Here is a 12135-nt window from a genome sequence, read left to right on the forward strand (position 1 = left end):
GTAGGAGATTCTATGTTCGGCTGCAACGGTCTCAGGTCGGTTGTGGGCGGTATTGGGCTCCGCTCTTGAGCAGGGCGAAGGCGAGCCGGGCGAGCTTGCGGGCGACGATGACCAGACTCTGGATGCGGGTCAGGCCCCGGGCCAGGTTGGCTTGGTGCAGCTGGTGCCATCGGCCCCTGCGCGAGGCGGCCATGGCGGCGTTGTGCAGGAGGCGTCGGGTCTCGCTGTCGCCCTGCTTGGTGAGTTTGCGGCGGCCACGTTGGCGGCCGGAGTCGCGGATTCGAACGTCCAGGCCCAGGAAGGCGATGAAGGCGTCGCTGCTGCGGAACGCGCCGCGCAGGTAGGCGGTGGTCAAGGCCGTGGCATTGAGCTTGCCGATGCCCTCGATGGCGCCAACCCGCTTGATCTGGTCCTGCAGCCCGGACTTTTCCACTTGGTGCTGCAGCAGCCGGTCGATCGACGCCAGCAGTCGATCCAGGCGTTCCAACAGGCTGCGGCACGCGGTCCGCAGCTCCGGCACCCCGGCCAGGCTCTGGCGCACCGCCACGCCCATCTTGACCAGCTTGGCGCGGCGGTTGAGCAGGCGCTTGAGGCGGGCGTAGCCGGGCGGCGGGGCCACCCAGGGGCGTAGATGGTCGTACTCGTGGCGCAGGTAGCGCCACAGCAGCTTCGCATCGGCCAGGTCGGTCTTGGCCCGACCGCCGACGCTGTCGCGGTAGCGGTTGAGCCGGAAGCCGTCCACCACGAACAGGGCGTGGCCCTTCCGGCTCGCCTGCTCCAGTACCTGCAGGTGATAGGTGCCGGTGGCTTCGACGGCGATCCTGGCCGGTCCGGTCAGGGTCTTGAGCCAGGCCTTGATCTGCTTGGTGGTGTTGACCACCGTGATGAAGCTGCTGCCGTCATAGATGGCCAGCTCGGCCTTGCTGACGTCGATGCCGATGCACAGGGGGTGTTCTGTTGTCATGACAGGATCTCCGAGGTAGCGTGGATCAGCCTGTCGGGGCCCCGGCGCTCGCTTGCCGAGATGGTCGGTCCGGCGCCACACGCCGGCCGATGGATTCCTCATGGGCGCTGTGGTGGGGGGGACGAAATCTCCTACGGTCTGTGCCAAAGGCCAGATGCGGCTCAGGTCCCTCCGCCCCGACAGGCCCAAACATACAAGCGGGCCCATGGGCGCGAACGCCGCGGAAATCGCGGACGGACCGCGGGCGCAGCGATGGTCGACTCCCGGCGGTGCAGCGTTTCCGGGCATTTCCGATCGCACCGGCCTTCGCGTGCATGGCACGCTCCTGCGAAGGTTCGCGGCCGCTGGGAGCACCCGGGCGCGGCGGTGGATGACGGGGGGCCGGCACCAGGGCTCGGGGTGGGCTCAAGGGCCTGCGGGCGCCGCCGTTAACGAGGCGCCGGGACCACGCGCCCGCATCCCGTCGCCGACGCCCGCTGCATGACACCGGGTGACCGCGAGCACGGAATGCGGCTGGTGGCGGTCCGGCGTCCCCCCGCTGCGCGACCCGCCCGATGCCCCGTCCTTCCGCCCCTCCTTCGCCCGTCACCGCGCCGCTCCGGCAGCCGTGGCCGTTGCGGATGGCCGTGGCGACGGCGCTGGCGCTGGCCGGCACCGGCGCGATCGCCGCGGAGCCGTCCGCCGCCGATCTGGCGGCGTTGCCGATCGAACATCTGCTCGATCTGGAAGTCAGCACCGCCTCGCGGTTCCGCCAGGACGCGCGCGCGGCGCCCTCGGCGGTGCGAGTGGTCACCGCGGGGCAGATCCGCGACCACGGCTGGCGCACCCTCGGCGAGGCCCTGACCAGCCTGCCCGGCCTGTTCGGCAGCCACGACCGCAACTATGCCTACCTGGGCGCGCGCGGTTTCATGCGTCCTGGCGATTTCGACAGCCGCTTCCTGGTCCTGGTCGACGGCGTGCGCGTCAACGATCCGATCTACGACCAGGGCAGCACCGGCACCGATTTCGTCCTGGACATGGACCTGGTGGAGCGCATCGAATACGTGCCGGGGCCGGGCTCGTCGGTCTACGGTTCCAGCGCCTTCTTCGGCGTCGTCAACGTCATGACCCGGGACGCCGCCGACTATCCCGTCCCGGAGCTGCGCCTGGCCTACGGCAGCGACGGCCACCGCGGCATGGCGCTGCGCCGCGGCTGGCGCGACGCGCACGGGCGCGAACTGCTGCTGGCCGCCAGCGCCTTCGCCCGCGACGGACGCGACCTGTACTTTCCCGAGTTCGATACGCCCGCGGACAACCACGGCATCGCCGTCGCCAACGACGACGACAGCGCCCACCGCCTGCTGCTGAAGGCCGGTGCCGGCGGGTTCGGCGTCACCCTGCTCCATGCCTCGCGCAGCAAGGGCATTCCGACCGCCTCGTATGCCCAGCGCTTCAACGATCCCCGTCCGTATACCCGCGACGTCCGCAGCCAGGCCGCCATCGCCTGGCAGGGTGACACCGCCGGCGGACTCGCGCTGTCCGGCCACCTCAGCGCCGGCCGCTTCGCCTACGACGGGCTCTACGTCTACGACGGGGAAACCGGCGAAGACGTGCTGAACATCGACCGCAGCCGCGCCCGCTGGGCCGGGGCGAGCTTCCAGGCGCTGTCCACCGCGCTGGCCGGCCACACCCTGGTGGTCGGCGCCGACGCGCGCTGGGACCAGCGCCTGCGCCAGTTCAACGTCGACCTCGACCCGTTCTGGAGTTACGCCGACGACAGCCGCAGCGCGCACCGCTATGGGCTGTTCGTGGAGGACGAGATCGCGCTCGGCAGCCGCTTGCTGGTCAACGCCGGGCTGCGCTACGACGTCGAATTCGAGGGCGCGCGGCGCTTCAGTCCGCGGCTGGCGCTGATCTGGCATCCGAGCGAGCGCGACACGCTCAAGGCGATCGTCGGCGAGGCGTTCCGCACCCCCAACGCCTACGAGCGCTACTACGGCATCGCCGAGGGCGAACTGGAGGGCGGCGACGGCGAAGGCGTGCAGCGCGCCAATCCCGACCTCGGCTCGGAGCGGATCCGCACCACCGAGCTGGCCTACCTGCGCACCCTCGGCGCGTACACCCGGCTGCAGGCCTCGGCCTACCGCTACCGCTCGCGCGATCTGGTCACCCAGGTCGCCGATCCCGACAACGGCCAGCTGGTGTTCGAGAACACCGATTCGGTGCAGGTCACCGGGGCGGAGTTCGGCGTCGAGCGGAGCTGGCCCGGCGGCGCCACCCTGCGCGCTTCCTGGGAATGGGCGCACCTCGACCTCGACGCCAGCGAGGCTGCGGTGATGGCCGCGCCTGAGCGCATGGCCAAGCTGCAGCTGGCGCTGCCGCTGTTCGACGGTGCGATGCGCGCCGGCCTCGATGCCCGCCACCTTTCCGCGCGCGACGGCCTGTACGGCCCGGTCCCCGGTCACTGGCTGTCCAACCTCACCCTGCGCTGGCCAAGGCTGACGCCGCGCACCGGGTTGTCGGCCAGCGTCTACAACCTGTTCGACCGGCGCTACGCGGACCCGGCCGGCCCGGCGTTCGTGCAGAACGCGATCGAACAGGACGGGCGACGCTTCCTGCTGCAGCTGGAGCATCGGTTCTGACCGCCATGCGCCAGCCCCGCCCGCCCCTGCTGGTCCTCCTGCTCGGCGTCCTGTGCCTGGGCGCCGGCGAGGCGCGCGCGCAGGTGCGGGAACCGGCGCTGAAGGCGGCCTTCGTCTACAACTTCCTGCTCTTCACCACCTGGCCGGCCGAAGCGCTGGCCGAGACGGACCAGCTGCGGCTGTGCGTGGATGCCCGGCACGCGCTGGCATCGGCACTGGGCGAACTGCACGGCAAGCCCGTCGGCGAGCGCCGGGTCAGCGTGCAGCACTGGGACCGCGATGCGGAACCGGCCGGCTGCCACGTCGCGGTGGTGGGCGCGGCCGGCCCCGGTGCCGAGCCCGCCCTGGCCCGGGCGCTGGCCGGCGGCGGCCTGCTCACCGTCAGCGACGGCGGAACGGTCGGCAGCAACGGCGCGGCGATCGTGCTGGTCCGAGAGGAGGCCCGGGTCCGCTTCGACGTCGACGGCGGACGCGTCGCGCAAGCGCGCCTGGCGCTCAGCTCGCGGCTGCTGCGGCTGGCGAGGCGGGTGCTGTGACCGGGTCGCACGCGCAGATGGGCCGGCTCGGGCGGTCGGCCACCACCACCAGCGTGGTCACCGCCGCCGCGGCCCTGCTGGTCGCGGGCGCGCTGATCACCACCCTGCAGTTCCTGACCCTGCGGCGCGACTTCGTCGGCGACATCCGCGCGCAGGTCGGCGCCACCGCCGCCAACAGCGCCGGCGCGGTGGTGTTCGACGACGCCGAGGCCGGGGCCGAGGCGCTGGCGGCGCTGCGCGCGCTGCCCGGCCTGCGCGCAGCCGCGATCCTGCGCAACGACGGCACCCGCCTGAGCGGATTCGAGCGCGACGGCCGCGCGGCCGAAGCGCCGCCCACGCCGCGGCTCACGGATGCCGGGCTGGTCCGCGTGGATCTGCGCGAACTGGCGATCGCCGAACCCATCGCGCTGGACGGGCGCCGCGTCGGCACCCTGGTGGTGCGCATGGGCCTGGACCGTCTGTACGGCCGGGTCGGCAGCTTCGTGCTGATGTTCCTGCTGGTGGGCCTGGGCGCGCTGGCGCTCAGCGTGCTGCTGATGTCGCGGATGCGCCGCCAGGTGCACAGCGCCGAACTCCAGCTCGACCGCATGGCGCACTACGACCCGATCACCGGCCTGCTCAACCGCAACGCCTTCAACGCGCAGCTGGACGCGCGCCTGCACGACCGCGGCGAAGACTGCCGGCTCGGCCTGCTGCTGCTGGACGTCGATGGGTTCAAGACGGTCAACGATACGCTCGGCCACCACCAGGGCGATGCCCTGCTCGGGCAGATCGCGGCGCGGCTGCGCGCCGCGCTGCGCCAGGGCGACACGGTGTACCGGGTCGGCGGCGACGAGTTCGCGATCGTGCTGGTGCCGCTGGAGTCGGCGGCCGAGGCCGACGCGTTCGGCAGGCGGGTGCTGGCGCAGTTCCAGCAGCCGTTCCCGGTGGCGGACCACGAGCTGCACATCACCGTCAGCTGCGGCATCGGCCTGGCCCCGCGCGATGCCGCCGACCTGCATGCGCTCACCTCGCATGCCGACACCGCCCTGTACCAGGCAAAGCGCAACGGGCGCAACGGTTTCGAGCTGTTCCGGCCGGAAATGAACCAGCGCAACGAGCAGCGCCTGCGCCTGCGCGCGGAGCTGCGCAAGGCGCTCGATCACGACGCGCTGGAGCTGGCCTACCAGCCGCAGTTGGCGATCGCCAGCGATCGGGTGGTCGGCTTCGAGGCGCTCGCGCGCTGGAACCACCCAGAGCTCGGTCCCATTTCGCCGGCGGAGTTCATCCCGGTGGCCGAGGAAAGCGGCCTGATCCTGCCGCTGGGACGCTGGGTGATCCGCGCGGCCTGCCGGCAGATGGCGCAGTGGCAGGCGCAGGGGCTGGCCGGCTTCCGGGTGGCGGTAAACGTCTCGGCGCGGCAGTTGCGCGACGCGCAGCTGCCCGAGTTCATCGACGCCACCCTCGTCGCCCACCGGCTCGCGCCGGAACGGCTGGAACTGGAAATCACCGAGAGCCTGCTGCTGGACAACGCGGAGACCCACATCGCCCTGCTGCGGCGCCTGCGCGCGCGCGGCATCCGCCTGTCGATCGACGACTTCGGCACCGGCTTCTCGTCGATGGCCTACCTGCCGCGACTGCCGCTGGACCAGCTCAAGATCGACGGCAGCTTCGTGCGCGCGATCCCCGGCGACGGCGAGGCGATCACCACCGCGATCATCGCCATGGCGCACCACCTGCGGCTGGAGGTGGTGGCCGAAGGGGTCGAGGACGCCGTGCAGTTCGAATACCTGCGCCGCGCCGGTTGCGACGTGATGCAGGGCTATCTGCTGTCGCGCCCGCTGGCCCCCGAGCAGGCCACCGCGTTCCTCCACCGCCATGTGGCCGGCGTCGACCCGCTGGCCGCAGCCGCGCCGGCCGCCGCGGCCCTCCCGGGCGGGCGCTGAGCGGCCCGGGGCGCACCGTCACGCCCGCCGGCTAGACTGCAGCGTCGCCGCTGCCGTCTTCCCGAACCATGTCCAGCTGGATCTTCGCCGGCCTCACCCTGCTGCTGGCGCTCGCCGCGCTGCTGCCGCTGCTGCACGCCCGGGCGTGGTGGATCCGCGGTTTCGATTTCCCCCGCCTGCAGCTGTTCGTGCTCAGCGCCGCGGTGCTCGCTGTGCAGCTTGCGGTGCGCGAGTTCGAGGCGCCGACGGCCTGGGCCGTGGTCGCTGTCAACGCCGCGATCATGCTGTACCAGGGTTGGTGGATCTGGCCCTATACGCGGCTGCACCCGGTCGAGGCCCGCGCCTGCACCGAGCCGGGCCACGCCCGCATCCGGCTGATGACCAGCAACGTGCTGATGACCAACCGCGATGCCGCCCCGCTGCTGCGGCTGGTGCGCGAGCTGAAGCCGGACATCCTGGTGGCGGTGGAGACCGACGCCTGGTGGGAACGGCAGCTGGACGCGCTGCTGGACCAGCTGCCCCACAGCCTGCGCCGGCCGCTCGACAACCTCTACGGCATGCACGTGTACTCGCGGCTGCCGCTGGAGGACGGCGAGATCAGGTTCCTGGTCGAGGACGACATCCCGTCCGCGCATGCGGTGGTGCGGCTGGCCGACGGCCAGCGCGTCGCGGTGCACTGCCTGCATCCGCGCCCGCCCAGCCCGACCGAGGCCGACGGCTCGGCCGAGCGCGACGCGGAACTGGTGGTCGTCGGCCGGGCCGCGGCCGCCAGCCGCCTGCCGGCGATCGTCACCGGAGACCTGAACGATGTCGCCTGGTCGCGCACCACGCGCCTGTTCCGCAGGGTCAGCGGCCTGCTGGATCCCCGCGTCGGCCGCGGCATGTACAACACCTTCCACGCCCGCCTGCCCGCGCTGCGCTGGCCGCTCGACCACCTGTTCCATTGCCGGCATTTCACCCTGGTGGAGATGCGGCGGCTGCCCGACATCGGCTCCGACCATTTCCCGATCCTGGTCGAGCTGGCGCTGGACCCCGGCGAGAACCCGCCCGATGCCGGTCTCGAGCTCGACGGCGAGGCCCGCGAGGAGGCGCGCGACGCGATCGAGGACGCCGACGCCGACGACGTCGCGCGGGAGCCGGTGCGCCGCGACTGAGCGCGCATCGCGGGCTGCGCGGGCCCAGGGAACGGCCAATGGCCGCGAACCCGCGGGACAGTCCCTGCGCGCCTGGCACGCCCCTGCGACGCGCGGGCGGGCGGCTGTTCGGGACACGACTGGCGAAGCGGACGGCGCGGCGTTATGGTCGGCGCATGAACGATTCCCCCGCCCGCCGCCTCGTCCTGGCCGCGCTGTCGCTCGCGATGTGCGGGTCGGCGGCGGCGCAGGTGAGCACCCAGCCGCTGCCGGCACCGCCGGCGGCGGAGCAGCCGCAGCGCGACAGCGCGCGCCAGACCGGGATCGTCACCTTCGGCCAGCCCGGCCAGCAGCAGTACATCGTGCGCTCGTTCGAGCCAGACCCCGGAGCGTCCGACGCCTACCGGATCAGCTTCGAGGCCCTCGACAGCGACGGCGACGGTTTCATCGGCCGGGCCGAGGCCGCCGCGCACCCGACCCTGCGGCGCGAGTTCGCCGCGGTCGACGTCGACGGCAACGGCCTGCTCGACCGGCACGAACTGGCCGGCTGGATCCGCTAGGGCCGCCGGAGCCAGCCGGCACGACGGCGGCGCGCCGGCGGGCGCACGGCGGTCCGCCGGGCCGGCGCCTACAGCAGGATCGGCGGCGCGCCGATCGCCACCACCCGGTTGCGACCCTCGTCCTTGGCGCGGTACAGCGCGGCGTCGGCGCGCGCCACCAGCGCATCGACGCTGGCGCCGGCCACCGCCAGCGCCGCGGCGGCGCCGGCGCTGATGCTGACACAGCCGGACGGCGCGCCGGCATGCGGGATCCGCAGCGCAGCGACCGCCTCGCAGATGCGGCGGCCGACGCGCTCGGCGCCCTCGACGTCGGTGTCGGGCAGCAGCGCCAGGAACTCCTCGCCGCCCCAGCGCCCGATCACGTCGCTGCCGCGCCCCACGCCGTCCTCCAGTACCGCCGCGATCCGCTGCAGACAGGCGTCGCCGGCGGTGTGCCCGTGGGTGTCGTTGAACTGCTTGAAATGGTCCACGTCGACCAGCACCACCGCCAGCATCAGCCCCTTGCGCTGGGCGCGCGCCCATTCCCCGGCCAGGCGCTGCGACAGGTCGCGACGGTTGGGCAGCCCGGTCAGCGCGTCGGTGCGCGACATCTGCTCGAAGCGCGCGCGCGCCGCCTCGAGGTCGCGGGTGCGCTCGTCGACCAGCCGCGCCAGTTCGCGCGCACGCGCGGTCAGCACTCGCACCCGCAGCCGGTACAGCCCCGCCACCAGCGCCACCAGCGCGAACGTCGCCAGCAGCGCGAACCACCAGGTCTGGTACCAGGCCGGCAGCACCCGGAAGTGCCACGCCGCATCGCTGGGCTGCCACGGCCCGCCGTCGCGCGCGACCATCAACTCGAACCGGTAGCGGCCGGGCGGCAGCCGGGAGAAGTAGGCGGTACGGCGGCTGCCGGCGTCGACCCAGTCGTCGTCCAGCCCCACCAGGCGATAGCGGAAGCGAAGCGACTCCGGCGCGGCGAGGTCGACGCCGGTGTAGTGGATCTCCAGGTCGCGACTGCGCGGCGCGATCGCATGGGCGGCGGCGCCGGCCAGCGCCAGCGGCGAGACGACCGCGACGCCATCGACCTGCACCGCCTCGATGTACACCTGCGGGGCCGGCCGCGGTGCGCGCGGCGCGGCCGGGTCGATGGTCGCCAGGCCGTCGAAGGTGGCGAACCACAAGCGGCCGTCGGGGGCCTTCCACGCCGCCGGCTGCGACCCGCCGACGGTATGCCCGCCGACCAGGCCCGAACCGCGCTCGAAGCGCTCCACCTCGAGGCCCGGCCGCGACCCGCCGGCGACCGCGTCGAGATCGGCGAGCGCCGCGCGGTAGATGCCGCGCGGCCCGCTCAGCCACAGGCTGCCGGCGTCGTCCTCGACGATGCCGAAGATCGAGCTGTCGACCAGGCCGTGCTCGACCCCGACCGAGGTGATCCGGCCACGCTCGACGCGGCCCAGCCCGCCGCCCTTGGTGCCCACCCACAGCACCCCGCGCGCGTCCTCGTACAGGGCATAGACGTAGTTGCCGGGCAGCCCTTCGGGCGTCGACCAGGTTCGCACCGCCTCGCCACGGATCCGCGACAGGCCGCCGCCGCTGGTCCCGGCCCAGATCGCGCCGTCGCGGCCGCGCAGCAGCGCGCGCACGTCGTTGGCGCCCAGCCCCTCGTCCTTGCCGAAGCGCCGGAAACGCCCGTCGCGGAATCGCGCCAGCCCGTTCATGGTGCCCACCCACAGCGTCTCGCCGTCCTGGAACAGGCTGAACACCTGGTTGGCGGGCAGGCCGTCGTCGGTGGTCCAGGTGCGGATGCCGCCGGCATCGCGCAGGCTGAGGCCGCCGCTGAAGGTGCCGATCCACAGCCCGCCGCCGGGGGCGGAGGCCAGCGAGATCACGTTGTCGCTGCCGAGCCCGTCGGCGCTGGTCAGGGTGCGGAAGCGGCGGCCGTCGAAACGGCTCACGCCACCGCCCTCCATGCCGATCCAGACGCTGCCGTCGTCCTCGCCGTGCACCGCGAAGACCTTGTTGTCGGGCAGCCCCTCGCCGGTCGTCCAGGTGAGCACCGGGCCGCCGCGCAGCCGGTGCAGGCCGCCGCCCGCAGTGCCGATCCAGAGGCTGCCGGCGCGATCCTCGTACAGGGTGTACATCAGGTTGGTGGCCAGCCCGCGGGTCATGTCTAGCTGCTCCCAGCGGCCGTCGCGGCGGCGCTGCAGGCCGGCGGCGTAGGTGGCGACCCACAGGTTGCCGTCGCCATCCTCGTGCACGCTGGTCACCCGGTCGTCGGCCAGGCCGGCCTCGCGCTTGTCGATGACCTGCAGCGCGCCGCCGCGGAAGTGGGCGATGCCGCCGCCGTAGGTGGCGGCGAATACCGAGCCGTCGGGCGCGGGCGACAGGTCGAACACCGGCGGCGTGCGGCCGTTCCACGCGTCCCCGGCGTCGAACGCGGAGATGCGCCCGCCGTCCATCCGCGCCACCCCGCCCGCGGTGGCGATCCAGAGGGTGCCGGCGGCGTCCTGCTGCACCGAATAGACCGCATCGGCAGGCAGCCCGTCGGCACTGGTCCAGGTGCGGAAGCGGCCGCCGCCGCGGCGCCGGCTGAGGCCGACGCTGGTGCAGACCCACAGGTCGCCGTCGGTGGTTTCGTAGACGCAGCGGATCAGGTCGCTGCCGAGGCCGTCGGCGATCCCGTAGCGGGTGAACTCGCCGCCGCGCAGGCTCACCAGCCCGGCGCCCTGGGTCCCGATCCAGAGGGTGCCGTCGACCGCCTCGTACACGCTGCGGATGTCGTCGCTGCCCAGTTCGGGCGTGTTGTCCTGGTCGAACACGGTGAACGCGTGCCCGTCGAACCGCGCCAGGCCGCCCTGGGTCGCCAGCCACAGGTATCCGTCGCGGGTCTGGACGATCGAACGCACCACGTCGTGCGGCAGCCCCTCGCGGGTGCTCCAGTGATCGAGCACGTACTGGGTGATCGCCCGGTCGGGGTCCAGCGCCGCGGCCGGCGACGCCGCCAGCGCGGCCGCGAGCATGACGATCGCGCCGAGAGCGCGGCGCGGCGCCCGCGCGGCCCCCTCGGCCAGGCCGCGCGGGCCGCGCCGAAGCGTTGCGATCGGATCTTCACGCGCCATCCCGCGCCCTCCCCGGGCCGGCCGCTTGCGGGCCGCCCGGCCCTGTGTCCGGCCTCCAGCCGCCGGGCGACGGCAAGGAGGGCTACACGTCTCTATCGGGCGCGCCCCGCCGAACTTGAGCGGCGCGGGTGCAGCGCCTGGAGCGGCTCAGCCGGGGGCCTTGGGATTGCGGCCGATCGACTTCAGGCCGGTCTTGATCTTCGCGTGCGCGGCGATCGCCGCCGCCGCGGCCGAGGCCTTCCACTGCTCGTACTGCGCGTCGAACTCGGCCAGCTCCTGCGCGCTGAACAGCTGCCGGGCCGACTTGAACATCTCGCGCTCTTCCTCGCGGGCGTGGTGGTCGATGAACTCGGACAACACCTTCATCGAGCCGGCGAACTGCCGCGAGTCCGGCGGCGAGGCGTGCAGGTCGGGCAATACCGCCAGTTCCACCGCACGGTGCTCCTGGATCGCCTCGGCGTGCTGCAGCAGCTGGTCGTGCGAGGCGCGCTCGGCGAACGCCGGGTAGAACACCGTCTCCTCCCACTTGGCGTGGGGGATGAGCGCCGCCTCGATCTTCTGCAGCAGCTCGCGGCGGGTCTTCTCGGCGCGGTCGCTGGTGGCGTTGACCTTCTCGAACAGCTCGCGCAGTTCGTCGTGTTCCTTGCGAAGGGTGGCGAGAATGCTGCGCATCGGGACGGGTCCTGGGTCGGGGATGCCCCATCGCAACGCATCCGGGTTCATGGCCACGTGAGGACTGGCGCGAGGAGCGTCCCGGCCGGGGCTCCGGCATCCGCGATCCGCTCCGCCCGCTGCTAAGATGCGCCGGCGGCGCCCACGATGGGGCCGCGGGGAACGCCGGCCACCACCGACGCCCACAGTCCGCTGGCGCGAGGATCCGGGGAACGGCATGCGATGTCCAAGCAACGCCGCAGCGGCGGCGGCGCTCCCGTTCGAGCAACCACCATGGACCTGACCGGACCGCTGCTGCTGGCCGGTGCCGTGGCGCTGGGCTACTGGCTGCTTTCGACGTTCCTGGCCTCGCGGGCGGCCAAGCGCGCCGCCGCGCGGCCGGTGGTCGTGGAAGAGGTTCCGCCCGACGCGCCCTGGTACGTGGTGCTGGGGGTGAGCCAGAGCGCCAGCCGCGAGCAGATCGTCGCCGCCTGGCGGCGCCAGATCCGCCACTGCCATCCGGACAAGGTCGCCACCCTGGACGCCGAGACCCGACGCAGGGCCGAAGCGCGCGCCAGCCGGATCAACGCGGCCTATTCGCGGGCGCCCAAGCGACGCGCCTGAATCGCCGCTGCCCGCCACGCGCG

The 12135-nt window shown here is 73.1% G+C and carries 9 protein-coding genes; 6 read left to right on the plus strand and 3 right to left on the minus strand.

Annotated elements, in window-relative coordinates; all coding sequences use genetic code 11:
- Window positions 1-31: 31 nt before the first annotated feature.
- Window positions 32-964 carry a transposase gene (locus tag QFW77_RS13290; RefSeq protein ID WP_280573192.1) on the minus strand — a complete coding sequence of 311 codons (933 nt, stop codon included), beginning with the start codon at window positions 962-964 and terminating at the stop codon, window positions 32-34.
- 554 nt (window positions 965-1518) lie between these two features.
- Between QFW77_RS13290 and QFW77_RS13295 the strand changes: the two genes are divergently transcribed.
- From QFW77_RS13295 to QFW77_RS13315, 5 genes are all read left to right on the plus strand, one after another.
- Entirely contained in the window at window positions 1519-3585 is a 2067-nt protein-coding gene (locus QFW77_RS13295; RefSeq protein WP_280575251.1) for a TonB-dependent receptor plug domain-containing protein, read from the plus strand.
- 5 nt (window positions 3586-3590) lie between these two features.
- A complete protein-coding gene (locus QFW77_RS13300; protein WP_280575252.1) occupies window positions 3591-4121 on the plus strand; it encodes a YfiR family protein in 531 nt (176 codons plus the stop codon).
- Complete coding sequence (locus QFW77_RS13305) at window positions 4118-6046, plus strand: putative bifunctional diguanylate cyclase/phosphodiesterase (protein ID WP_280575253.1); 1929 nt, start codon at window positions 4118-4120, stop codon at window positions 6044-6046. The genes QFW77_RS13300 and QFW77_RS13305 overlap by 4 nt, the downstream gene beginning before the upstream one ends.
- A 68-nt stretch (window positions 6047-6114) precedes the next feature.
- On the plus strand, window positions 6115-7200 hold the full coding sequence (locus QFW77_RS13310) for an endonuclease/exonuclease/phosphatase family protein (RefSeq protein ID WP_280575254.1): 1086 nt from the start codon (window positions 6115-6117) through the stop codon (window positions 7198-7200).
- Window positions 7201-7355: 155 nt separating this feature from the next.
- Window positions 7356-7739: an EF-hand domain-containing protein gene (locus tag QFW77_RS13315; protein ID WP_280575255.1), complete on the plus strand. Its 384-nt coding sequence runs from the start codon at window positions 7356-7358 to the stop codon at window positions 7737-7739.
- Between the two features lie 68 nt (window positions 7740-7807).
- On the opposite strand, the gene QFW77_RS13320 is transcribed toward QFW77_RS13315, so the two are convergent.
- Complete coding sequence (locus QFW77_RS13320; protein WP_280575256.1) at window positions 7808-10738, minus strand: ligand-binding sensor domain-containing diguanylate cyclase; 2931 nt, start codon at window positions 10736-10738, stop codon at window positions 7808-7810.
- 246 nt (window positions 10739-10984) lie between these two features.
- Window positions 10985-11509, minus strand: coding sequence for a hemerythrin domain-containing protein (locus tag QFW77_RS13325; protein WP_280575257.1), 525 nt, complete (start codon window positions 11507-11509; stop codon window positions 10985-10987).
- A gap of 222 nt (window positions 11510-11731) precedes the next feature.
- Between QFW77_RS13325 and QFW77_RS13330 the strand changes: the two genes are divergently transcribed.
- Window positions 11732-12112 (plus strand): J domain-containing protein, encoded by a 381-nt coding sequence (locus QFW77_RS13330; RefSeq protein WP_280575258.1) that lies wholly within the window; start codon window positions 11732-11734, stop codon window positions 12110-12112.
- Window positions 12113-12135 lie beyond the last annotated feature (23 nt).

Origin of the sequence: Luteimonas endophytica, assembly GCF_029887875.1 — a bacterium.
In the GTDB taxonomy this organism is placed as follows: Bacteria; Pseudomonadota; Gammaproteobacteria; order Xanthomonadales; family Xanthomonadaceae; genus Luteimonas; species Luteimonas endophytica.